The organism is Synergistetes bacterium HGW-Synergistetes-1 (assembly GCA_002839185.1).
GTDB lineage: Bacteria > Synergistota > Synergistia > Synergistales > Synergistaceae > Caenicola.
The window spans coordinates 123,647-147,130 of the sequence record PGXO01000002.1; the positions used below are offsets into that span (position 1 = coordinate 123,647).

General features: G+C 47.5%; 21 protein-coding genes. 14 read left to right on the forward strand and 7 right to left on the reverse strand.

The window, feature by feature from the left end:
• Positions 1-70: 70 nt before the first annotated feature.
• The 9 genes from CVV54_02505 to CVV54_02545 all read left to right on the forward strand — a co-directional run bounded on the left by CVV54_02505 (position 71) and on the right by CVV54_02545 (position 9,184).
• Positions 71-550 carry a cysteine methyltransferase gene (locus CVV54_02505; protein PKL05160.1) on the forward strand — a complete coding sequence of 160 codons (480 nt, stop codon included), beginning with the start codon at positions 71-73 and terminating at the stop codon, positions 548-550.
• Positions 537-1,145 (forward strand): DNA-3-methyladenine glycosylase 2 family protein, encoded by a 609-nt coding sequence (locus CVV54_02510; protein PKL05161.1) that lies wholly within the window; start codon positions 537-539, stop codon positions 1,143-1,145. The genes CVV54_02505 and CVV54_02510 overlap by 14 nt, the downstream gene beginning before the upstream one ends.
• A 656-nt stretch (positions 1,146-1,801) precedes the next feature.
• Positions 1,802-2,608, forward strand: coding sequence for an adenosylmethionine decarboxylase (locus CVV54_02515; GenBank protein ID PKL05220.1), 807 nt, complete (start codon positions 1,802-1,804; stop codon positions 2,606-2,608).
• Positions 2,595-4,046: an arginine decarboxylase gene (locus CVV54_02520; GenBank protein PKL05162.1), complete on the forward strand. Its 1,452-nt coding sequence runs from the start codon at positions 2,595-2,597 to the stop codon at positions 4,044-4,046. Before CVV54_02515 ends, CVV54_02520 begins: the two co-directional genes overlap by 14 nt.
• 3 nt (positions 4,047-4,049) lie before the next feature.
• Entirely contained in the window at positions 4,050-4,907 is an 858-nt protein-coding gene (locus CVV54_02525; protein PKL05163.1) for a spermidine synthase, read from the forward strand.
• Positions 4,888-5,742, forward strand: a complete 855-nt coding sequence (speB, locus tag CVV54_02530; protein PKL05164.1) for an agmatinase — start codon at positions 4,888-4,890, stop codon at positions 5,740-5,742. The genes CVV54_02525 and speB overlap by 20 nt, the downstream gene beginning before the upstream one ends.
• Before the next feature lie 117 nt (positions 5,743-5,859).
• Positions 5,860-6,309: a hypothetical protein gene (locus CVV54_02535; GenBank protein ID PKL05165.1), complete on the forward strand. Its 450-nt coding sequence runs from the start codon at positions 5,860-5,862 to the stop codon at positions 6,307-6,309.
• Entirely contained in the window at positions 6,306-6,641 is a 336-nt protein-coding gene (locus tag CVV54_02540) for a hypothetical protein (protein PKL05166.1), read from the forward strand. The genes CVV54_02535 and CVV54_02540 overlap by 4 nt, the downstream gene beginning before the upstream one ends.
• Complete coding sequence (locus CVV54_02545) at positions 6,638-9,184, forward strand: hypothetical protein (protein ID PKL05167.1); 2,547 nt, start codon at positions 6,638-6,640, stop codon at positions 9,182-9,184. Before CVV54_02540 ends, CVV54_02545 begins: the two co-directional genes overlap by 4 nt.
• Positions 9,185-9,248: 64 nt before the next feature.
• On the opposite strand, the gene CVV54_02550 is transcribed toward CVV54_02545, so the two are convergent.
• From CVV54_02550 to thrC, 3 genes are read right to left on the reverse strand one after another with little or no spacing between them, the layout of a single operon-like run.
• Positions 9,249-9,890: a hydrolase gene (locus tag CVV54_02550; GenBank protein PKL05168.1), complete on the reverse strand. Its 642-nt coding sequence runs from the start codon at positions 9,888-9,890 to the stop codon at positions 9,249-9,251.
• Positions 9,891-9,893: 3 nt separating this feature from the next.
• Positions 9,894-11,360 (reverse strand): pyridoxal-5-phosphate-dependent protein subunit beta, encoded by a 1,467-nt coding sequence (locus CVV54_02555; GenBank protein PKL05169.1) that lies wholly within the window; start codon positions 11,358-11,360, stop codon positions 9,894-9,896.
• A 34-nt stretch (positions 11,361-11,394) separates the two neighbouring features.
• Complete coding sequence (gene thrC, locus CVV54_02560; protein PKL05170.1) at positions 11,395-12,633, reverse strand: threonine synthase; 1,239 nt, start codon at positions 12,631-12,633, stop codon at positions 11,395-11,397.
• A 178-nt stretch (positions 12,634-12,811) separates the two neighbouring features.
• Between thrC and CVV54_02565 the strand changes: the two genes are divergently transcribed.
• Both CVV54_02565 and CVV54_02570 read left to right on the forward strand, forming a co-directional pair.
• The gene (locus tag CVV54_02565; GenBank protein ID PKL05171.1) at positions 12,812-14,491 is read left to right on the forward strand and encodes a hypothetical protein; all 1,680 of its coding nucleotides are present in this window, start codon (positions 12,812-12,814) and stop codon (positions 14,489-14,491) included.
• Between the two features lie 129 nt (positions 14,492-14,620).
• The gene (locus CVV54_02570) at positions 14,621-15,628 is read left to right on the forward strand and encodes a hypothetical protein (GenBank protein ID PKL05172.1); all 1,008 of its coding nucleotides are present in this window, start codon (positions 14,621-14,623) and stop codon (positions 15,626-15,628) included.
• A gap of 84 nt (positions 15,629-15,712) precedes the next feature.
• Here CVV54_02570 and CVV54_02575 read toward each other — a convergent pair whose 3' ends face one another.
• The 3 genes from CVV54_02575 to CVV54_02585 all read right to left on the reverse strand — a co-directional run bounded on the left by CVV54_02575 (position 15,713) and on the right by CVV54_02585 (position 19,833).
• Entirely contained in the window at positions 15,713-18,073 is a 2,361-nt protein-coding gene (locus CVV54_02575) for a formate C-acetyltransferase/glycerol dehydratase family glycyl radical enzyme (protein PKL05173.1), read from the reverse strand.
• 141 nt (positions 18,074-18,214) lie between these two features.
• The gene (locus CVV54_02580) at positions 18,215-19,120 is read right to left on the reverse strand and encodes a glycyl-radical enzyme activating protein (GenBank protein PKL05174.1); all 906 of its coding nucleotides are present in this window, start codon (positions 19,118-19,120) and stop codon (positions 18,215-18,217) included.
• 5 nt (positions 19,121-19,125) lie between these two features.
• Entirely contained in the window at positions 19,126-19,833 is a 708-nt protein-coding gene (locus CVV54_02585) for a GntR family transcriptional regulator (protein ID PKL05175.1), read from the reverse strand.
• Between the two features lie 380 nt (positions 19,834-20,213).
• Here CVV54_02585 and CVV54_02590 point away from each other — a divergent pair, with 380 nt between their 5' ends.
• On the forward strand, positions 20,214-21,341 hold the full coding sequence (locus CVV54_02590) for an aspartate aminotransferase (protein ID PKL05176.1): 1,128 nt from the start codon (positions 20,214-20,216) through the stop codon (positions 21,339-21,341).
• Between the two features lie 55 nt (positions 21,342-21,396).
• Here CVV54_02590 and CVV54_02595 read toward each other — a convergent pair whose 3' ends face one another.
• The gene (locus CVV54_02595; GenBank protein ID PKL05177.1) at positions 21,397-22,167 is read right to left on the reverse strand and encodes a hypothetical protein; all 771 of its coding nucleotides are present in this window, start codon (positions 22,165-22,167) and stop codon (positions 21,397-21,399) included.
• A gap of 59 nt (positions 22,168-22,226) precedes the next feature.
• On the opposite strand from CVV54_02595, the gene CVV54_02600 reads away from it, so the two are divergent.
• Together CVV54_02600 and CVV54_02605 are read left to right on the forward strand one after the other, a co-directional pair.
• Positions 22,227-22,700 (forward strand): universal stress protein, encoded by a 474-nt coding sequence (locus tag CVV54_02600; GenBank protein PKL05178.1) that lies wholly within the window; start codon positions 22,227-22,229, stop codon positions 22,698-22,700.
• Between the two features lie 214 nt (positions 22,701-22,914).
• A complete protein-coding gene (locus CVV54_02605) occupies positions 22,915-23,394 on the forward strand; it encodes a hypothetical protein (protein PKL05179.1) in 480 nt (159 codons plus the stop codon).
• Positions 23,395-23,484 lie beyond the last annotated feature (90 nt).

Genomic DNA, 23,484 nt, shown 5'->3' on the forward strand with positions numbered 1-23,484 from the left:
ATAATTTTAGCCTATAAGCAAGTATAGTTTAAGTAGTGTAAAACAGCACGGCAAAGGAGGCCTGCAATAGATGAAAACATTTTACTGCTACACTTACTACGGTGTCGGAAAAGTTGAGATAGGGACAGAGTCAGAGAGCATAACCGATGTCCATTTTGCGAAGTCTTTCGTACCTCCGTCAGAGTACAGGAGGGAGGAAACTCCTCTTCACAAAAAAGCGGCGGAGCAGCTAAGGGGATATTTTGAGGGTACACGTGAGGTATTTGACCTTCCACTTGCGCCGTTGGGAACAGATTTTCAGATGAGATGCTGGAAGGTCCTGCTGCAGGTGCCCTATGGAGAGACCCGAAGTTACGGAGATATTGCCCGGGCGGCGGGAAGCCCAAGAGGTTTCAGAGCTGTAGGGATGGCAAACAACAGAAATCCGATCGCCATAATCATCCCCTGTCACCGAATAATAGGATCAAACGGTAAACTTGTCGGATACGGCGGAGGTCTGGACATAAAGGAATTTTTGCTGGAATTGGAAAGAAAAAATGCCCGTTCTTGAATACGGAGAAAGAGAACTTTTCTTCCTCTCCAGGAAAGACAAAAAACTTGGGAAGCTGATCGAAAACACGGGATATCTGAAATGTGAAGTGAGTGAAGATCTCTTTGACTCATTGGTGGGCTATATTGCAACGCAGCAGATATCCAACAGGGCTGCGGAAACTGTGAGGATGAGGATAACTCAAAAATTTGGGATAGTTACCCCGGAAAAGACAGCATTCCTTCCCGATGAAGAGATCAAGTCCGTAGGTATATCAATGAAAAAGGCGCAGTATATAAAGGGACTGAGTGAAGCTGTCCTTTCCGGCGCACTTGACATCGAGGGGCTTGCTGATCTGCCGGACAAAGATGTGGCCTCGCGCCTTACCTCAATAAAGGGCATAGGGGACTGGACTGCCGAGATGTTCCTTATCTTTTCACTTGGCAGGATGAACATATTAAGCTACAAAGATTTTGCCATCAGAAAAGGGATGATGTCGCTTTACGGTCTGAAGGACATCGAGAGGGGAACTTTCGAAAAATACAGGAAAAGATATTCCCCATACGGAACTATCGCTTCGTTATACCTTTGGCATCTCTCTGAGAATGTGCATTGAAGATGTGAAAAGAGTAGGTCGTAGGATTTTTACGGATGATTGACCGACATTGATACATTAAGAATCATGAGGTAAATCTCATCTCTTTGTCTTGATCTGTCTCAGCTTTTATCTACGCGAAAAATGACATATCTGAGCAATTGTACCAAATCTACATAAAATTGCTTGCATCATTTCGATTTATATGATAAAAAGCGACTAGTGATAGCGGTAATAAGGAGGGTAGGGTATTTAAGTCTATCATCACAAACCGAGTCAAGCATTTTTAAAATCTGACCTAACTGGATTACAGTTATACGAATGGCCATACGGACAGCCGGGTCAAATGCCGAACTAGCGATTGTGATATCGTGTTGATGAGCCAGAGCTCAAATTTTGTTGCGGAGACCTCCGCGAAATTGTGTTCATAAGTTTAGAGTACTTGTGAATGGTCGACATGAGCAGTAAAAGTATATATTACTGTATAGGCTCAAATAAACTACCAATATTTGTATAATACATCAATCAAATAAAGTAGGGATCATCTATCAAGTACAACTATCCTGTCTTTTCCCCTGAGGAAGGCGGGTGGTTGTTTTTTATTTTAAGGGGTGTAAAGCAAGCACCCCGAGTGGATGAACACTCATGCGGAGGCCATTTTCAGAAAGGAGCCTGAGATGGCCGAGAAAATTAAACTGTATGGCTTTAACAACCTTACAAAAACGCTTAGCTTCAATATTTATGATGTGTGTTACGCAAAGACAGAAAGAGAAAAGAACGAGTATCTGGCATACATCGATGAACAGTACAACGCAGAGCGTCTCACCAATATCCTCTGCGATGTTACTGATATGATTGGTGCCCATGTCCTGAACATTTCCAAGCAGAACTACGACCCGCAGGGGGCAAGCGTCACCATCCTGATCGCTGAGATGCCCATTCCTCCGGAGACCCTTGACGATTCATGCAACTGCGGGCTTGAGATACTCTCGAAACGCGAAACTGTATGCGGCCATTTGGACAAGAGCCACCTTACGGTCCATACCTACCCTGAGTTCCACCCAAACCAGTCTATATCCACTTTTCGTGTGGACATAGATGTATCGACATGCGGCAAGATCTCTCCGTTGAATGCCCTTGATTATCTGATTGGCAGCTTTGATTCGGATATCATTGCGATAGACTACCGTGTCCGGGGCTTCACCCGTGAGATGGACGGCCGTAAATGCTATATCGACCACAAAATAGCCTCGATACAGGATTTCATAGATTCCAGGACCCTGCAGGAATATGACGCCCAGGACATTAACGTTTATCAGGCCAATATTTTTCACACTAAGATGCTGATAAAGGAACTGCACCTTCAGAATTATCTCTTCAACAATGATGTGCTTGAATTTACCCCCAAAGAGAGGCTTGAGATAACCAACAGGCTTCGCAGGGAAATGATAGAGATCTATACGGGAATGAATATCTATGAATAGGCAGAATGAGACTCCGATCTACGATGCGCTCCAGGAATATATACAAAACAGGATAGTCTCCTTTGATGTCCCCGGTCACAAACAGGGCAAGGGACATAAGGCTCTTGTTGATGCTTTTGGCCAGAAGTGCATCTCGATGGATCTCAACTCAAGCAAACCTCTTGACAACCTGACCCATCCTACCGGAGTCATCAGGGAGGCAGAGATCCTGGCAGCAGAGGCTTTCAGAGCGAACCAGGCATTCCTTATAACAAACGGTACGACTGCAGCAGTACAGAATATGATCTTTTCATGCTGCAGGCAGAACGACAAGATCATCATGCCGAGAAACGTCCATAAGAGCGTAATAAACGCAATGGTGATCTGCGGAGCTGCACCTGTCTACGTGAACCCCGGGATCGAACCGGAACTTGGGATAAGCCTGGGCATGTCAGTCAGCGATGTAAAAATGGCAGTATCGGAACATCCGGACGCAAAGGCTATATTTGTTAACAATCCAACCTATTACGGGGTCTGCAGTGACCTGAGAGAGATAGTCAAAATAGCCCATGAGGCAGGCATGCTCGCCCTTATCGACGAGGCACACGGAACACACCTCTACTTCGGTGAGGACCTCCCCCTTTCAGCGATGGACGCTGGAGCGGATATGTCAGCAGTCAGCATACACAAAACAGGGGGCTCCCTTACTCAGAGCTCTATGCTTTTGCTGGGCCCGGGAGTCGATGCCGAAACTGTAAGGCAGATAATAAACCTGACACAGACAACTAGCGGAAGCTATCTGCTCATGGCATCCCTCGACATTGCCAGAAAAAACCTCTTCCTCCACGGTAAAGAGATATTCGAAAGGGTATGTTCGCTCAGCGAATATGCGAGGAGAGAGGTAAACAAAATCCCCGGCCTCAGGGCCTTCGGAAAAGAGATAATCAACGGAGAGACAGTTTTTGATTTTGACAGGACCAAACTAAGCATACATACCCGTGAGATGGGTCTTGCAGGAATAGAAGTTTATGACATCCTAAGGGATGAATTCGGTATACAGATAGAATTTGGGGACATCGGCAACGTCCTGGCCATTATTTCAGTGGGTGACAGAGAACTTGAAATTGAGAGGCTCCTTGGAGCTCTGGCAGAGATACAGCGCCGCTTCAGCCGCGACCCGATGAACATGCTTGACCACGAGTATATTGATCCGCAGGTGGCGATGACTCCACAGCAGGCTTTCCACGCAAAGAAAAAAAGTGTTCCCATAAAGGAAAGCCTTGGAATGATCAGTGCGGAACTTGTAATGGCATACCCCCCGGGCATCCCGATACTTGCGCCCGGTGAGAGGCTGACAGCCGAGATAATCGGCTACATCAGCTACGCCAAGGAAAAGGGATGCGTCATGACCGGTACCAAGGACATGGAAATGAACAATATCGAGACAGTGGAGGAATAAAAAATGGAATACTGGTATACGGAAGAACATAGTGAAAACGTAAGGTTTTCCATCAGGGTAGATAAACAGCTCTATTCGGCGAAGAGCACATTCCAGAGAATTGACGTCTTTGAAGCCGAAGAGTTTGGCCGTTTCCTGACACTTGACGGGCTCATGATGCTTACGGAGAAGGACGAGTTCATATATCACGACATGATCGTCCATGTTCCGATGGCGTCGAACCCCGACATAAAGAAGGTCCTTGTTATAGGCGCCGGTGACGGTGGAACTGTCCGCGAGCTCACCAGATACAGTACGATCGAGAAAATAGACATGGTCGAGATAGATAAGATGGTCGTCGAGGCATGCCTTGAGTACATGCCCCAGACCTCATCCAAGCTCTCTGACCCAAGGGTCACCATATACTATGAGGACGGGCTGAAATTCGTTCGCGACAAGGTCAACATCTATGACCTGATAATAGTCGACAGCACAGACCCGTTCGGCCCGGGAGAAGGGCTCTTCACAAAAGAGTTTTACGGCAACTGCTTCAAGGCGCTGACAGAAGAGGGTATCCTCGTCAACCAGCACGAGTGCCCCTACTATGAGAGTTACGCAATGTCGATGAAGAGGGCCCACAAAAGGATCAGGGAATTCTTTCCTGTCACAAGGGTCTATCAGGCCCACATTCCCACATATCCGTCAGGCCATTGGCTTTTCGGCTTCGCATCCAAGAAAAAGGATCCGATTAAGGATCTTGATACGAACAGATGGAACAGCCTCGGCATAAAGACGAAGTATTACAACACGGACCTCCATAAGGGCTGCTTCGCGATACCGACCTACGTTAAGGAACTCCTTGATGACGCGGATAAAGAATAACGACCCGATGGTCTTCATAGGGTGCGAAGGCGGTTATGACGAGGCGGATCTTGTCATATTCGGCGCCCCCTTTGACGGCACGTGCAGCTACAGGCCCGGCTCGAGATTTGCCGGGTCTGCTATCCGCAACGAATCATACGGCATAGAGACCTACTCTCCCTATCTTGAAAGAGATCTTACAGATCTCTCTGTCTTTGATGCGGGAGAACTGGACCTTCCCTTCGGCAACACCTGCGAAGCGCTTGAAAGGATCGAAGAGGCGGCATCAGAAATAGTCTCTGATGGGAAGATACCACTGATGATAGGCGGAGAGCATCTTGTCACCCTTGGAGCTGTCAGGGCCATTGTAAAAAAGCATCCAGACCTCAATATAGTACATTTTGATGCACACGCAGATCTCCGTGACGATTACATGGGAGAGAAACTTTCTCACGCGACAGTCATAAGGCGCTGCCATGAACTCATTAAAGGAAAAATATATCAGTTTGGCATCCGTTCGATGACAAGGGAAGAGGACCTCTGGGCCAGGGAGAACACCGTTCAAAGGAAGTACGATTTCGGGACCCTGGATGAAGTCTTTGATGAACTTATGGGAAAACCTGTCTACATCACGATAGATCTTGATGTACTTGACCCATCCATATTCCCTGGAACGGGGACTCCTGAGCCGGGCGGCGTATCTTTCACAGATCTGATATCAGCTGTCCATAGCTTGAAAGGACTTGATGTAGTCGGATGCGATGTGAACGAACTTGCCCCGCACTATGACAACAGCGGAGTCTCGACAACAGTTGCATGCAAAGTGATCAGGGAGCTTATCCTTTCGATAGTTTAACTTTTTGCAGACAGCACATTGTCTTGATCAAAGCTTCAAAAATCATTATTATGTGCAAATCTCTCTTATTGATGTAATTCGTCGCTGCGCTTATACTTTCTAAATGGGGGAGTCTTTATGAAAGTTGATCGTGCAATGACAAAAAAACGTCCCGGAGCAGCCCTCTTAGCGATAGTGCTTATAGGGTTCCTTGTGCTTTCCCTGATCAGTTCTGTCGTTGTGACGATAGCCAGGAATACCCTCCGTGTGGGGGCCTGGCAAACAGAACAGATCGAAAAAACAAGGCTCGATTATCTTGCAAGGACTACGGCCCAGGCAGTGACGGAACAGTTGACAGCGGATCCTGAAGCTTTCGGTATATTGAACAGGACAGGGATAGTTTCAGAAACAAAACAAATTACAGACGGAAACTTCTCAGCTTCCATAGATATAACTATAAAAGGCGATGATCAGAGAGCATCAGTCGTTGCAAAAGCATCCTCTGAAAAAGGCGGATCAGCTATTGTCAGAACTACCATAAATCTGACAGTAACGCCAAGGACTTTTACATGGAGCGCAGGAAATTGAAGAGGACCGGCGCAATCTTTGTGGAGGTAATCGTCTCCATACTGCTTTTCACTGTTGGAATCCTTGCCCTCACAGGAACGCTTTTCTATGGTGTAAAGATGGTGACCGAGTCCAGACAAGAGACCATAAAAGAGCAGGAGTACAAGAACTCTGTAGAAAATGAGATCCTGGGAATAATCCAGGGATCTGACCCATCCCCCGCAGGGGCCTCTATTGGTTCTGACCAGATAATAATAAACAGCAGGCAATTGCCCTTCACCCTTTACAGGTATAAGCAGGAAGGTAAAGAGGGAACAGAGATGTATCTGATCAAAAGGGGGAACACACCATGAAAAGCTTTGCCAGAGCGGGATTTACACTTGTTGAGCTCCTGGTAGGCGTGGTCATGATGTCAATCGTGATCGCCGGCATAGCTTTTACAGTCAGCTCGGGCTTTGACCTCTTCACCAAGGCAGAGTCCAACGCCGTTGTGATCAGCGGCGTGCGCTTCACTGCGGATTCCTTCGAGAGGACCGTTGCCCCCATGCTCAACGTAACCGATCAGATAGAGCTGCTTTCAGCAGATGCGGCAACCATCCCGGCCCCCGCGTCGCTCTCCGAAGACATCCACTACGTATTCCTCTTAAACGGTTCGGTCGTGCACAGGGACTCGAAGGGAGACCATGTGCTTGAGGGTTCCGAATATATTGATAGTCTCGAGTTTATGATACCGGTTTCTTCGGAAGATACCCAGGAAAACTATATCTTTAAAATGGACATACATGGAAAAAACAGCGATCAGCCGAAGGCTAAACTTGACCTTGAGGTTGAGAGCGCGCTGTACAACCGGCCCGAGAAGAAGGGTACCCCGGTTTCAGGCATCCTGAGGGGAACAATACTTAAAATCAGGGCAAGCCTCTATCTGGACAGGCTTGACCTTTACGACAATGATACAAAGATCAAGATCAACGGACTGACAATGCACAAGGGCACAAAAATAGAGGCTGTATATGACCTGATCAATCAGACGGGGACATCACAGCCGATGTCGGATGAATCGGTCGTAGAATGGTTCATAAGCGGAAGTGTTTCCGCCGATCTTACCGTGACGGAGGCCGGCCCGACAGATTTAAACAGAAACAGTTATTACTGGCAGCTTGTCTCAGGAGGAAATCCGGTTACGGGAAAAGTGCTTGACACAACAGGAGCTTTTCATCTTGACACAGGGGCAACAGAGACAGAATGGGCGACCGGTGTGATAAGATGCCGCGTGACACCGGTAGTCAAGTCATCCGGAGGCAGCCTTGTTGCTTCAGGTGTTCCAAGGTGGAGCGATTATGTCGTCATTAAGGCAGTTGAGGCGCCAAGTGAGGAGTTTGAAGAAATCCTAGATGTCCTTGATCCTGACAGCCAAACTCCCAACGGCACCGGAGATGTTTTTCTTACGGATGTTGCCACACAGCACAATGAAAACGTTTTCGATGTTAATTCGGGACAAATTCTAATGACGATAGACTCTCCGAGCAAACCGGGATACGGTGCTTCTTTTGTAATGCAGCTGAAGCATGATAAATTTGACAACGACAGAATATACGGGGCGTGGGTGGCTGGAAGGGAATCAGCATCCGATATACCTTCATATATCACTGTTACTAACTACTCCATAGTGTTTGATTCGAAAATAAAAAATGAAATAACGGGATCAGCGCTTTTTTTAAGCACCAGGTCAAACAACAGTAATTTTGGGAAAGTGGTCAATGGTGAGCTTGACAATAATTTTAGAGATGTTGGATACGCTGTCCAGTATTCACCGTACCGTTATCCCTATGGTTTCTTCGTTTCCAAGTTCAGAGACGGTGAAGAGATCGTTAGGAACAATAAAAACGACCCTAACCCTCTTGGAATTTATAATGAGTCAATGAATAACAGAGAATTCGATTTTTATCACCCCAGATACTTGACAAACAGCAATTTTACATTTGGTCAATGGCCTGACCGTTACCGAGTAATGTATACAGTGATTGAATATTATGATGAAACCCAAGGGAAGGGATATCCCCGCAATATTTTAAGAGTAAGGTTTCTCAAAAGGACAGACAACTGGGATGCACTCAACCCTGGGGACCCGCTGTCAGAAATAAAAAAGAGAGATCCCTGGTGCATAGGTCCCAAATTTTACGCATCTGAACCAATGTGGTTCGGAGATTTTGTGGGAAATCCAAACACTACCCGTACTACATCTACAACTACCGTAAAAGTGAAGAATTATTATTACACCACATCTCAGACGGCAACCTTGAACAGACAGATTAACATCGCTGCAAAAATATTCTATGCTCTCAAAAACGCTTCAAATTCCACCGTTTTGAGGAAAAGAGCTATGAACGCGAGGGCGTCGGAATTGAATATTGATGGAAGTGCCATATCTGACACGGGAATATCAGATATCTTGGGAGGGGCTGTACTTTCAAACCCTGAAAGATCGAGATATGTAGGTGTAAAAGGAGTTATTGAGAACAGTCGGGATCCGGAAGATTCGATAATTGTCTATGGTCTGGATTTTGCCCCCGGGTTCAGTATCAACGAGATCCGCTCAATAATGCCTGCAAACGGAAAGCTGTACAGCCTTGAAGAGACGATATCGGCTTCAGAGCTTTTAAAGATACAAGATAAAGACTGGTATAAATCCTATAAGAATATCATAGCCTCATCGGAGAACGACATAAACAAAAAGGTTTTCGGTACCGCGGCAAAATCAGCCGGTACCGGAGATAATGGCAGCTGGTATTATCAAAACGCAGGAAGCGACGGCGGGATCTATGACCTGCAGCATATAAAAAACAACTGCAATTGCCCTCTTCATAATGAGCTCTTCAAATGGCTTAGCGGGCAATAAAGGTATATGATAATTGACACAGAGAGAGGCGGATGCCCGGGCACCCGCCTCTCTCTGTGATAAACTATTTATCCAGAACTGCCATTACCCTTACGGGGCCTCCGTCCTGATCTTCCAGCGAAATGGGAAGGGAGGCCATACAGAATGGCCTGTATCCCACCTTATCCAGATTTCTCAGGTTTTCCATGATAACGAGCCCGCTTGACAGAAGTATCCTGTGGATGTCGTTTGCGGCTGAATCCACAGGATCGGCTGAGAGGGCGTCAAATCCTACACCCTTGAGTTTTTTCTCTGAAAGCCATTCTGCGGATAGAGGAGAAAGGACCGGAAAGCCGGTCATGTATTCTTCCGTATTCCATTTTTCAGACCATCCGGTGCGGAAGAGAAGATAGTCAGCGCCCGAGATCTCAGAGGAAGTCACCTTTATGTCGGCAAGCTCTATCCTTCTTCCGGCGCACCCTCTTACGTCCACGACCAGGCCAAAGCCAAAGAAGGTCTCGTTAGGCAGTTGGTCCAGGTTTTTCCCGTCCGGTACCATATGTGAGGGCGCGTCCATGTGGGTCCCTGTGTGTGAGCTGAAAGAGACCAGGGTCGTCCTCCAGCCGTTTTCTTCCATCGTGGCGCCCTTTTTGACAGTGGGCGGCACGTCGCCCGGAAAGACCATCATGCCGTCTGTAATAGGCCAGCTGAGGTCGATAACTCTCATCCGCTATTCTCCCAGTCCGGTCATTTTGTTGAACTCATCGATCTTTTCATCGATAAGGTCAGCCATACGGTGGACGCTCTTCCAGTAGTCCGGGTCGTACCACTGGGCGTTGAGTTCTTCGCTCGTCTTGCCCTGCTGCTCCACCCATGTGTAGTACTTCAGGTTGTGTATCCTCTTGCGGTCGTAGTAGTTCAGCTCCATCATCCCGTCGATGCCCATCCCCAGTACGAATCTCTGATGGTCGACAGCGGCTCGAAGCGGCGAGTATGCTCCAAGCTCAGCGCGCATCTCTTCGAGCCTCGAAGTGTACATCTCCATCGAGTCGGTCAGGACTGTTAGTATTACGTCGTTCTCCGTGAGTTCGTAGTACTTTGCCATCTTTATCGCCATTGCGACGTTTGCCGCGCCGGAGATGCCCATCAGAGGCAGCTGTGATATGAACTCATCTGAAAGTCCCATGCTTCTGAGATATTCCTGCCCTTCCGGTTCGTTGCAGAGGCGTATCATCGCCATGCAGTTGTTGTCATCTATCGCGAAGACGAGGTCTGTATTCTTTACGTTGTGGACCCAGGGGATGTGCTTGTCGCCTATGCCCTCTATGCGGTGCTCACCGAAGCCGTTGAGGTAAAGGGTCGGACACTGGAGAGCCTCTCCCACTCCGACTTTGCTATCGGGGAATATCTCCTTGAGGTAATCCCCGCATGCCGTCGTGCCTGCGGATCCCGATGTAACAACCACACCGGCGTACCTATCTTTTGGTCCCATTATTTTTTTCAAAGCCTCTTCCATGGCGCTTCCCGTTACATAGTAATGCCAGAGGTGGTTGCCCATCTCGTCGAACTGGTTGAAGATGACTGCCTCGGGGCGTGACGCCCGTATTCTTGCGACCTCGTCATAGATCTCCTTGACGTTGCTCTCTGTGCCCGGGGTGGCAATTATCTCGCCTGCGACGGTGCGGAGCCATTCGAAACGCTCCTTGCTCATGCCCTCAGGCAGTATCGCTATCGACTCGCACCCTAAAAGCTGGGCGTTGTAAGCTCCGCCGCGGCAGTAGTTGCCTGTAGAGGGCCATACGGCCTTCTGGCATGTCGGGTCGAACTGTCCGGTTACGAGACGGGGGACAAGGCAGCCGAAACTTGCTCCGACCTTATGGGCTCCTGTGGGGAACCACTTGCCGCATAGCGCGATGATGCGTGCCTTAACTCCCGTGAACTCACTGGGGAATTCCAGAGTGTTGACCTCACCGAAAAGTCCCCCTGTTTTTTTCGGCTCATTCTTCCATGTGATCCGGAAGAGGTTTGCAGGGTCGACGTCCCAAAGGCCGGTCGTTTTAAGTTGTTCTTTTATCCTTGCAGGCGTATATTTTTCTGGATCCCTCATCTGTTTGAAGGTAGGGATAAGGACGTTCCTTTTTTTAGCTACCTCTACTGCATTTTTAAGTTTCTCTTTGTGGACTGTAAGGTCGATCACTGAATATTTCCCCCTTCAGAATATTATTATAAGTTCATCGTAAAGCGATAAGTCTTGAAAATTCCTCTAAGTCCGGAGCGCATGAGAACGCCTGTCCTACGGATCTCTTCGCGCTCTCGATATCCTTGAGTCCGTTTCCGGTAACCACTACGGCGATCGTTTCATCCGGGCCTGTCTCTCCTGCCATGGCCATCTTGCGGAATCCTGCAAAGCCTGTTACGCCTGCGGGTTCTCCGAAGACCCCGGAGGATCGGGCAAGTTCCGGTATTGCGGAGAGTATCTCCGAATCACTTACCGTCACGGCGGTCCCCCCGGACTTCCTTATGGCCCTGAGCGCTTTTGCCCAGTTTCTCGGAGCGCCTACCGAGATGCTGTCCGCTATCGTATCTGCAGGACTGAAGGTCACCCTTTCCGAATTCTCGATTATTGCTCTGTAAATAGGGCTGGAACCCTCTGCCTGAACTCCTGTTATTTTCGGCATCCTGCCTGTCAGCCCCAGGTCGAGCAGGTCCCTGAATCCTTTATATAGTCCGCCTATGCAGCATCCGTCCCCGACCGAGATAAATACCCTGTCCGGGACCTCCCAGTTCAGCTGTTCGGCGATCTCCATAGCGCAGGTCTTTTTGCCCTCTACAAGGTAAGGATTGATCGCGCAGTTTCTGTTATACCAGCCGAATTTTTCTATAGCTGCCGTTGCAAGGTCAAAGGCTTTCGCATAATCTCCTTTGACAAGGACAACGTTCGCCCCGTAGACGAGAAGCTGAGTTACCTTTGCCGCAGGTGCTTTTTCAGGTACGAAGATGTAGCTTTCGAGCCCTGATACGGCGGCAAAACCAGAAAGCGAGCTGGCGGCGTTTCCCGTTGATGCGCATGCGACGACTTTCTGCCCAAAATCCATGGCTTTTGCAACGCCCACCGCGCTTGCCCTGTCCTTGAGGGATGCTGTGGGGTTTCGTCCGTCGTCCTTGATATATAGTTTATTAACTCCGTATTTCGATGCCATTCTTTTGTTCTCATAAAGAGGGGTCCATCCGACTGCCAGATCAGGCATATTTGCGTCGTTCAGTACCGGCAATATATCTCTGTATCTCCACATGGACATATCCATGTTTACGGACATAGCCTCTTTGGTAATTTTTTTCTTTACATTGCTGATATCGTAGAGCACGTCAAGTGTACCGTCGAGTCCGCAGCTGTCACAGACGTACCTTTCCGGATCAGGGCTGTACTCCCTTCCGCATAGTACACATTTAAGGATCTCCGGTCTTGCCATTTTCCCACCTCTTTGTCAGTCGTTGGCAATGACCATTATACGTTGTATAGACTTTTCAGGCTATTCTCTGAGGTCATCAGCTGGACCCAAAATATTGTAAAAGTTTTTTATTGCTTCTTTGTTTTAAACTGTTATATAATAAACCTAGTTACACTTTAAAAAGAAAGAGGTGCTTCGCTTGTTATCCTTTTCCTCCTTATTTAAAAAAGTCAACACCCTGATCATCGCATCTATCCTCTTATCGGCAGGGGGTTTTGCCTCATACGCTTCGGCATCTGAGATCGTTGCCGCCCCCCTTAACCCGCATTTTGTCGAATGGCAGAAAAGAATTGACGAAGCAAAAACATCCGCACCGGAAAAAGGAAGCACCGATCCTCTGGGCGTAGATGCGTCCCATGGTTATGCCCCCTCTCCGGTCAACTGGTCACACCTTGAAAATGAGGTGTACAGCGTAATTAAGACCACCAACAGGCTGGGAACGATCCCGACCAGTTATGACCTGAGACCTGAAATGCCCGCTGTAAGGAATCAGGGCGGCTATGGGACCTGCTGGACCTTTTCTGCGATGGCAGCGGCAGAATCCAACCTTATCCACGAAAAAACCATACTGACCAAGGACAACGCAGACCTTTCAGAGTGGTACCTGGCTTATTACGGCTTTAACGATGAGTCGGAAGGTCTGCCCTCGTTCACATTTGATTCCGCAAAAAAATACTATGATGTCGGTGGAAACGACTGGATGTCTGCGGCCATACTGGCCAGAGGGACCGGCTTCCTTGATGAATCCTCTGCTGCATACCCAGACCCACAGACTGAAGCTAATGCTTACAAACCTGATGTGCAGGCAAGAAAGTATAAGCTGAAAAACGCTCTCTATCTGGGAAATCTGGGAGTAAAAGAGGTAAGGCTTAAGGACGCCCGTATCAATACCATCAAGGAAGCGATAAGAACTTACGGAGCTGTCAGTATAGGTATAACGCAGGGAGATAGTGATCTATATCTTAACCCAACGACGGCGGCATACTTCATAAAATCTGAAGATTCGGGTACTAATCATGCTGTAACAATTGTCGGCTGGGATGATGATTATGCCACATCAAATTTCAACGCATCACCCAGACCAACGAATAAAGGAGCCTGGATCGTCAGGAACAGCTGGGGAAGTTCATTTGGAGATTCCGGTTATTACTATGTTTCCTATGAAGAAGGTTCCTTGAACGACGGTGTTGCATATGACACAGTGGCTGCCCCGGACAAAGAAAAGATCTACCAGTATGACCCGCTCGGACTATGCTCCTTCATGGGTTACACTTCAGTCAAGCCTGCCTACTTTGCCAATATCTTTACAGCTGCAAGAAACGAAAAGATAAACTCTGTCTCATTTTATACCAGCCGCCCCGACAGCCAGTGTACTATTGAGATCTATAAGAATTGCGGAAACTCCCCCAAAGGAGGGACCCGTGTAGCTGTAAAGAGCGTTACTGTTACGGCCCCCGGATATAACACTGTAGATCTTGACTCAGTTGTAGAGATATCAAAATATGTTAAATTTTCTGTTGTCGTAAGTATTTTGCAGCCGGATACCTTGGATTATGCAATACCTGTTGAATATCCGATAACCGGCTACTCGGAGAAGGCGACTGCTTCGGCAGGCCAGAGCTTCATCTCATCAGACGGAACCACATGGGAAGACCTGACGGGAATCTCTGGGTATGAAAAGGCCAACGTATGCCTGAAGGCGTTTGGCACCTCGGATGATACAGGCTCAGGCAGCAGCGGATGTTCGACAGGACCGGGGATGATCCTCCTCTTCAGTCTTGCAGTCATGCCCTTTATGTTCAGAGGGAAGAAGGACTGACAGCAAATAAGCAGACCGTCTGAAGAGACAGATATCCATCATACTGATAATATATAATATCCAAAGAGGGCTGTGTCTACATCACAAGCCCTCTTTTTCAAGTGATATTAACGAGAGGAACTCAGACTAATGATTTTTTTTGTGAGAAGCGGCCCCGAAACGATAGTTTTCACTTTCGCCAAGAATTTCGACAATGCTGAACAGATACTGCTCAGCTGGGGTGAATATGCCGGCAGCAACATTGAAGAGGCCTTTTCCATTTCAGGCGAGTTCAGCCGGATAGCAGTGGCCCGCGTCAAAAGCGAAGCAGTGGGGAAAGAGGAGCTCAGGGTCTATATCTCAGAGACCTCCATACAACGTCTCCTCTGTATGATGCTCAACGCGAGGCTTGGTGAAGGTATCACCGAAAGCAGGATGCAGCCCGGCTATATACTTATGAGATTATTGGGCGACATTGATAAGGGCATAGAAAAGATAAGGGAGGACTTTGGCGGAAAGCTCATATCGAACGATCCATACTTCAGCGAACCCCTTCCGGAAGATTCCTCAGTCATCTACTTCACGGCTGAACCGCTCAACCACCAGATACCGCACTCACGTATGCACAGTGAGGCCCTTTACGTTGCCGAACATTCAAAGGAAAAACTGATCGCAACACTGAGGATGAGGCAGAACGAATACCTTGGCGACTCGATGGGGACACCTGACTGGAACGGTATGGAGATCCGCATCGGGGACAAGGAGGGACGCTTCGGAACGCACAGGAAGAGGATCTGGACCGCGGTCCAGGGGCTTCAGATCGGAACGATACTGGAAGAAGGCTGGGAGAGTGAGTACACCCTGATGGGCAGGGTGGCGAAAGTATACCTCCTGAAACTTTTTACCCCTCTTGACGAGGAATCGGTAAAAGGATTCCTCTCAGGACTGGAATATGATGACTCAGGTGAACGTGTGGCTGACCTGGACCTTTACTTCAAAGGCAAAAAGATCAGCTGGAAGGATAGAGGAAAAGAGGGCGGGCTTTCAAAGACAGAACTCGGAGTGGCCGCCAGAAAGAGCATGCTCGAAAAACTTGACAAGTATTCACTCTTAAAAATGAACAGGCTTGATGAACAGCTGAAATCTTCAAAGAGATAATTTTTATGTTTATAAATACTTAAGGGGCCTTTCGAAAAAAAGGCCCCTGCTGTTTATATGACTTATTTGTTGATTCGGGTTCCCTTAGAAACCTTCCTGAGCGTTCCTTGCGATTATCTCTTCCTGCTGGTAAGTGTCGAGGTCTACGAAGTAATCGCTGTAGCCTGCGACTCTGACAAGGAGTCCGCGGTAGTTATCAGGATGTTCCTGAGCGTCACGGAGAGTATCTTCGTCCACAACGTTGAACTGGATATGGTGCCCGCCGAGTTTGAAGTAGGAGCGGATAAGGTTCTTGACTCCCTCTATTCCTTCTTCTCCCGCAAGTACTGATGGGAGGAAACGCTGGTTGAGCAGTGTTCCGCCTGATTTTACCTGATCCATTTTTGCCAGTGACTTAACGACTGCCGTAGGTCCGTTGATGTCAGCGCCATGGCTCGGTGACGTGCCGTCTGATTCAGGCATGCCTGAGAAACGTCCGTTTGGAGAAGCGGCAAGCTTCTGGCCGAAGTAGTTGTGGCATGTAGTACTGAGCATGTTAAGGTGATATGTCGGCCCAAGAATGCTGTGTCTGCCGTCTATCGTCCTGAAGAGGCTGTCATAGACTCTCTTCATAATGTCATCAGCATAGTCGTCGTCGTTGCCGAAGAAGGGGGTCTTGTTGCGAAGGGTAAGGCGCATCTCCTCTTCGCCTTCCCAGTTCTTTTCCATCGCAGCAACAAGCTGTTTTAGGGTATACTTCTTATCGTCGAAAACATGCTTCTTTATTGCGGAAAGGCTGTCTGTGACTGTACCTATGCCGGTGCACTGGATGTAGTCAGAGTTATAGCGTGGTCCTCCGTTGTAATAGTCTTTGCCTTTCTGTATGCAGTCCCGTATAACCACAGAAAGGAAAGTAGCTGCCATCTTAGTTGCGTACTGGTAGCGCAGGTAGTTGTCTACTTTGATCTTTGTCTCTACTGTGTAATTGAGCTGTTTATCAAATGCAGCATAGAGATCTTCAAAGGTTCTGAACTCACTGATGTCGCCTGTTTGGATGCTGACCTGCTTGCCTGTCAGCATGTCGACTCCGTTTGTAAGTACGTACTCAAGAAGCTTGGGAATATTGAGGTATCCATGGAGCAGATATGCCTCTTTGCCAGCCGCTCCTGTCTCGATGCATCCGCTTGTGCCGCCTTCGCGTGCATCTTCAAGTGTCTTGCCTACACGCATCTGTTCCTGGATGACCATGTCGGCGTTGAAGACCGAAGGATAACCCATGCCGTTGCGGAAGACCCTTGCTGCAGCACGGATAACGCTGTCAGGCGTGCGCTCGCTTACCTGGATGTTGCCCTGGGGTTGCAGGAGGCGAAGTTCGTCAAAGATCTCGAGGCAGATGTATGTCACTTCGCTCGATCCGTCAGTGCCGTCAGCCTTAAGTCCGGCCAGGTTGATGTTCGTGAAGTCGTTGTAGGTCCCGCTTTCGGCTGCAGTTACACCGACCTTGGGAGGTGCGGGGGTGTTGTTGACCTTGATCCAGAGGCAGGAGAGGAGTTCTTTCGCCGCTTCTCTGTCAAGTGTTCCGGTTTTTACACCCTTCTCATAGAACGGGGCGAGGTGCTGGTCAAGATGACCGGGGCTCATAGCGTCCCAGCCGTTGAGTTCCGTTATTGTGCCAAGGTGCACGAACCAATACATCTGGACCGCTTCCCAGAAGTCTCTCGGCGCGTTTGCGGGTACCCATCTGCAGACATCGGCTATCTTGAGAAGTTCTGCCTTGCGTTTGGGATCGCTCTCACCGGCCGCCATCTTTTCGGCAAGCTCGGCATGTCTTTCAGCGAAGATGATGACTGCATCGCAGGAGATATCCATACCCTGGAGCTGTTCGTCTTTTGCTGTGGCTTCGGGATCTTTCAGGTAGTCCAGCTTTGCACGTGCTTCGGCTATCTGTTTTTTTAGGTCTAGCATGCCGTTTTTGTAGATAAGTCCGTCAAGGGCAGTGTGTCCAAGGGCTCTCTGTTCGCCGAATTCAGTGAAAGTTCCGGCTTCGTAGAGCTTGGTCCAGTCCTCAGGCATGCGCTCAAAAAGCTTGTCTCGCATGCAGCGGCCGCGCCAGAAGGGAATTACTTTCTCTTCGTAGATATTGATATCTTCAGGATCTACTGTATAGTTCTGCTGTTTTCTGATGTTGAGTATCTCAAGGTCTTCCCTGGAATGGCAGGTCAGTTCAGGGAATGTCGATACAGACTTTGGTTTCGAGCCTCTCTCCCCTACGATCAGCTCTTCTTTTCCGATGAAGATATTTTTATTCTGGCAGATATACCTGAAGTTCATGGCGCGCATAACGGGCATAGGATACTTGTTGTCGTTCTCTTTGTAGAACTCAGTCTCAAGAACGGCTCTTTCAATGCAGATTGAGGGATGTGCTTCAAAGCTTTCGTCGCGGAGACGTTTGATGCGCTCATTCATGTTTCTTACCTCCCTGGGTGTTGTCATCTGATATTTATGTTATGTTTTAAGTATTTCCCGACCTTTGCAGCTATGCGCTCAGGTCTGCCACTTTTATAATAATGCGCACTAAGCGCAATATCTTCCGGAATAGGGGTGTTCTTATCCGCCTATGTGTGTGTTCAAGCCAAAACTTTCCAGTATTCCAGCGGCCCTCCGTGTCTGGTTTTCAGTAGGAGGCAGGAGGTCCGGAAGCTTGTAATCCATGTTCCACCGCTTATGCTTTCCCCTGGCCACTGTGTGGTAGGGAAGTATGTTCACTCCGGTTATCCCTTTGAGCTTTGAGATGAACTCACCGGTTGCCCTTACATTCTCGTCATCTGAGTTGAGGCCCGGCATAAACGGGAACCTGATATTGATCTTTGATCCGAATTCAGAAAGGGCTACAAGATTTTCAAGAATTATCGAGTTGTCCACTCCGGTGTATTCCCTGTGTTTTTTCGGATCCATATGTTTCAGATCATACAGAAAAAGGTCTGTCTCCTTTGCAGCTTCGATGATCACCTTTTTGTCTACGAATCCGCAGGTATCTATCGCTCTGTGAAAACCTTCATGTCCGCAGGCTTTGAGTGCCTCTATGACGAATCCGGGCTGCATGAGGGGTTCTCCTCCCGAGAAAGTTACCCCGCCGCCGTCCCTGAAAAAGATCTCGTCTTTCCGGAGATGTTCCATAAGCTGCTCAACCGTGTATTTTCTGCCGCAAAGCTCCCGCGCACCGGAAGGGCATACATCTTCGCATATTCCGCATCCGTCACAGAGTCCTAGGTCTGTTGTCAAAGTACCTTCTGTTGCTGATATTGCTTTGTTGGGACATGATCTGACACATGCTCCGCACCCGATGCACTTTTCACTGCGGAAGAGGATCATAGGGGTCATCGACTGGCTTTCCGGGTTGTGGCACCACCAGCAGGAGAGTGGGCATCCTTTCATATGTACCGTTGTGCGTGTTCCCGGGCCGTCGTGTATGGAGTATTTCTTTATGTCAAAAATGATCCCAGTTGTACTCAATCCGGTTATGCCTCCTCAGATACGTCCAGTTCAGAATGTTTAGCGAAATAATATTTTCTGATAAATCTTTCCTGGACCTGGAACGACCAGTGTACGTCCCTTATATATTCTGCCGCTCCGTTGAAGTCACCTTTGCGAAGCAGCTCTATGAGAGCCTTGTGTTCCTCCAGGGAGTGCAGTTCCCACTCCTTGACGTAGGTCTTGTTTCTTGGAAAATCGTAAAGCCTTTCCTTGTGTATCTTTATGTATTGCAGTATTTCTAAATTGTCAGACATGTTCAGATAAACATTGTGGAACTTCAGATTTTCTTCATAAAACATTGAATAGTTGTTCTGGTCGAGAGCCTTCCTCATCTGAGAGTTGCATTTTTCCATGATCTCAGCGTCACTTTCACGAAAGCGGAGCGCTATGTGGACCATCACCGAGGATTCTAGTCCCCCGAGGATCTCATATATGTTTCGGATCTTTTCCAGAGTCAGCGTATTTACTATAACTCCACGTCTTGGGTAGATGGTCACAAATCCTTCTGTTTCCAGCTGGAATAGGGCATCTCTTAGCGGAGTCCTGCTCATTCCCAGTTCCATGCTTATCTCGTTCAGGTTAAGGAAGGATCCGGGACGGATCTTTCCATCGTTCATCTGAAAACGAAGGTAGTCGTAAACCTGCTCCCTGAGAGATTTGATAGTAAAAAAAGAATCGTTGCTGCTGCTCATGACATTACCCCTCTCTACAATTGTATCACAGATATATCAGGTTGCAATACTTGAAAGAAAAAATGTATAATTCAGTCTGTCTTATGTTTTTATAAAAACCTGTCTGGCAGACGATGTGTGGATTTAGTTTCTCGTTGCTAACGTGATATATTTGTTTGCGTTTCATTTATTTTAAAATTATCAGGCATTAAATGATCACGTACATTTTATTATATAGCTTTAATTGATGGACCGAAAGTAAAGATAAGCTTTTTTATTTTTGTCATAAAATTAATAAGAGCAATATTGCAGTAATGATTACAACTTTTCTGAAAAAGGTTATACTTTATCAGTGATATGATGAAGCTTATTCGGATAAAAAACCTAAGAGGGGGAGCTTTATGAAAATTAAAGAATTTAAACTGGAGAGACTTTTTGCCAGGTACTCTTCAAAAGCTAAATTCAGATTGAGCCAGTCAGCGTGCGAGTACTGCACGATGCAGGAAATACTTGACATGGCAGACGAAGAATGCAAAAAAATGTGGGATGATCTCGTTCTGGGTTATACGGAACAGAACGGTTTTGCACCTTTACGGGAGGCTGTAGCAAAAAGATTTACCACGATCCGTCCCTCTGATATTCTGGAACTTACACCTGAAGAGGGTATCTTCATATTTATGAATTCTCTTCTGGATCCCGGAGACGAGGTAATTGTAATGCAGCCCTGTCTCCCATCGCTTTATGAGATACCAAGGGCACTTGGATGCAAGATAATCAAGTGGCCGCTTCAGGAGACGACTTGGGGGTGGAATCTCGATTTCAATTTCCTTGCAGAAAATATTTCCCCCAATACAAAGCTTCTTGTCCTGAACATACCAAACAATCCCACCGGGTTTATACCTGTAAAGACTGAGATGGACAGGATCCTGAACATAGCTGACAGGATGGGGACCTGGGTATTCTGTGAAGAGACATATCGCGGGATGGAACATGACCCCGCAGCTGCGCTGCCCTCTCTTTCCGATATGTATCCCAGGGCAACGACGATCGGAGGACTTAATAAATTCGGGCTTCCGGGGACCAGGATCGGATGGCTGGTTACAAAGAACAAAAATATCCTTGAAAACTGCGCAGCATACAAGGACTATACAACTTTGTGCAATAACGCTCCGGGGGAGATCCTTGCCACTATAGCCATGCGCAACGCAACAGACCTGCTCCAGCGCAACCATACGATCGTACTGGACAATCTTAATCTCGCAGAGAAGTTCTTCAAAAAACATAAGCAGCTTCTGCACTGGATACAGCCAAACGGCGGGAGCACAGCTTTCCCGCAGTTGATGAGACCCTTCGATGTGACAGAGATGTGCGAAAAGGCAATGAATGAAAAGGAACTTCTGATCATTGGCGAACGCGCGTTTGGGCTCAACACGAATAATTTCCGCCTTGGTCTGGGACGCAGAGACTTCCAAGAGGCGCTTGATGTCTTTTCTGAAATTATTGAAGAGATGGAAAAGAGCATCTCATAAATTAGGTTTTGTTATAAAAACTAAGGACTTCGGGTCTTTCCAAAGTCCTTAGTTTTTATCTGACTGAAATAGATCCGTACTTCCCGTCTTTCCTGTAACAAGGCACCGATGCAGAAGAATCACTTTCTCCGCAGAAGAATATGTCCTCGGTAAAGCCAAGTTCCTGCAGTATCTTTCCATGCTCGGATTCCATGCAGACTGAAACCAGGTCAGGGCCGAAATGATGCCAGAGCGCCATCGATGTTATGGCTCCGTCAGTAAGCTCCATCTCTGTTCCGCCGTTTGATGGCGCCAACGCGAGCATTTTTTCAATGATCATTCCTGCACATACAGTGTCCTCTATTGAGAATTTCCCATTTCGGCCCGAAGCAACCACACATATATGTCTTCCGCTGCAGATCGCATCCCATGCAGCTGCTTCGGCGTTCCTTGCGCATGCCACCCTTACCTCGGGACAGTCCTCTGCTGCAGCTAAAAGAGACTTAGTTCCGTTTGAAGTGGTTATAAGTGCGTTTTTCGGAGCGCCACGCCTTGTAATCTCAACGGGTGAATTTCCAAAATCGAAGCCTGGTATCATGATGCCATCGATCTCACCCATCAGCATCCAATCAGGTCCCATCTCCCCTTTTATTTCGAGTGCCTCTTCTTTTCCGGTGCATGGTATCAGCGAGCTTCCGCCGCAGTCGAAAAAAGTCGTTATCTGGGTAGAGGCTCTGAGCAGGTCCACCACTAGCCTGCAGTCATGTCTGTTCATTATCTCTGATGGGACCAACACTGCATCAAATAAATACTTCACAATAATATCCTCCTGAATTGATTTACCCATAGACGCTGCAACAGGTATAATTATAGTTCCATAATTATCACAATGACCGACAGGAGGTAATGATAACAATGAAAATTCTTGTAGCTGTTGACTTTAGCCCGGTAGGAAGGGAAGTTGCGCACGCCGGTTATCGGCTGGCGAAGAAGATAGGCAGCGAAATAACCTTTTTTCACTGCGCCCCACAGACGGCACGTTTTCTCCAAGGATATGACATAAAAGCCTTCATCTCTTCAACCGGAAAAGATGAGCAGAAAAAGATAGGGGAAATGGCAAAACAAAAGCTCCATAAAATAATGGAGGACGTCTTTGCTGAGAACGGCGTTGCCGGTTCTTTGGAGATAGAGGAAGAAGTGGTATTTGGTGAACCCGGCGACGAGCTTTTAAGGTTTGCTAAAGAAAAGAAGATAGACCTTATCATAGTTGGCTACAAAAGTTATAGTGCGATAGAACATCTCCTGGTGGGCAGCACGGCGTCAAAGGTAGCCAGATATGCCCCCTGCTCTGTCATGATCTACCGACCTGACAAAGACTGATCATTTCAGGCTGAAAATATTGCAAAGGAAAAACGGGGTTTCGCATGGCTTGCCATGGAGCTTGCCCTGCATGGTGTGTATAGATTTTGCTCTTTATAAAAATAAATAGGTATTTATCCCGACTGACCTTCTGTATTTATTTATAGAATGAATGTTAGAATATCAACAACAATATAAATAAAGTAATAATAAATCACAGGAGGTCTGCATAATAATGAAAATACTTTTGGCAGTCGATTTTAGCCCCGTGGGGCGGCGTACTACAGGTGCAGGTTACAGGTTGGCCCAGAAGATAGCTTCAGAGATAACTTTCTTTCACTGCGCGCCTCAGACTTCACACTTCCTGCAGGGATACGATATCAAAGCTTTTGTATCCTCGACCGGTAAGGAAGACCAGAAGAAGATCGAAGATGCGGCAAAGCTGAAACTCCACAAAGTGATGGAGGACGTGATCGCAGAAAACGGAATGACAGAGGGTCTCGCGATAGAAGAAATGATAGTTTCCGGAGAGCCGGCCGATGAGATCCTACGTTATGCAGAAGAAAATAAGTTTGACCTGATCTTCCTGGGGTACAAAAGCTTCAACCTGATAGAGCAGATATTGGTCGGAAGCACCGCTGACAAGGTCATTCGCTATGCTACCTGCTCTGTACTTATCTACAGGCCGGACAGGGCGGAACATATAGACATCTGATCTCACCCATGTTTTGGTTATAAAGATAATGCCCGCAGATCAGCGGGCATTATCTTTTGCTATGAATGGTGTTTATCCTGGGCTAACAGC

Excerpts from the sequence above, each read along its gene's own strand:
- CVV54_02505 (PKL05160.1), top strand. The coding sequence starts at position 71 with ATGAAAACATTTTACTGCTACACTTACTACGGTGTCGGAAAAGTTGAG.
- CVV54_02510 (PKL05161.1), top strand. The coding sequence starts at position 537 with ATGCCCGTTCTTGAATACGGAGAAAGAGAACTTTTCTTCCTCTCCAGG.
- CVV54_02515 (PKL05220.1), top strand. The coding sequence starts at position 1,802 with ATGGCCGAGAAAATTAAACTGTATGGCTTTAACAACCTTACAAAAACG.
- CVV54_02525 (PKL05163.1), top strand. The coding sequence starts at position 4,050 with ATGGAATACTGGTATACGGAAGAACATAGTGAAAACGTAAGGTTTTCC.
- speB (PKL05164.1), top strand. The coding sequence starts at position 4,888 with ATGACGCGGATAAAGAATAACGACCCGATGGTCTTCATAGGGTGCGAA.
- CVV54_02535 (PKL05165.1), top strand. The coding sequence starts at position 5,860 with ATGAAAGTTGATCGTGCAATGACAAAAAAACGTCCCGGAGCAGCCCTC.
- CVV54_02545 (PKL05167.1), top strand. The coding sequence starts at position 6,638 with ATGAAAAGCTTTGCCAGAGCGGGATTTACACTTGTTGAGCTCCTGGTA.
- CVV54_02550 (PKL05168.1), bottom strand. The coding sequence starts at position 9,890 with ATGAGAGTTATCGACCTCAGCTGGCCTATTACAGACGGCATGATGGTC.
- thrC (PKL05170.1), bottom strand. The coding sequence starts at position 12,633 with ATGGCAAGACCGGAGATCCTTAAATGTGTACTATGCGGAAGGGAGTAC.
- CVV54_02570 (PKL05172.1), top strand. The coding sequence starts at position 14,621 with ATGATTTTTTTTGTGAGAAGCGGCCCCGAAACGATAGTTTTCACTTTC.
- CVV54_02575 (PKL05173.1), bottom strand. The coding sequence starts at position 18,073 with ATGAATGAGCGCATCAAACGTCTCCGCGACGAAAGCTTTGAAGCACAT.
- CVV54_02585 (PKL05175.1), bottom strand. The coding sequence starts at position 19,833 with ATGAGCAGCAGCAACGATTCTTTTTTTACTATCAAATCTCTCAGGGAG.
- CVV54_02590 (PKL05176.1), top strand. The coding sequence starts at position 20,214 with ATGAAAATTAAAGAATTTAAACTGGAGAGACTTTTTGCCAGGTACTCT.
- CVV54_02595 (PKL05177.1), bottom strand. The coding sequence starts at position 22,167 with ATGGGTAAATCAATTCAGGAGGATATTATTGTGAAGTATTTATTTGAT.
- CVV54_02600 (PKL05178.1), top strand. The coding sequence starts at position 22,227 with ATGATAACAATGAAAATTCTTGTAGCTGTTGACTTTAGCCCGGTAGGA.
- CVV54_02605 (PKL05179.1), top strand. The coding sequence starts at position 22,915 with ATGAAAATACTTTTGGCAGTCGATTTTAGCCCCGTGGGGCGGCGTACT.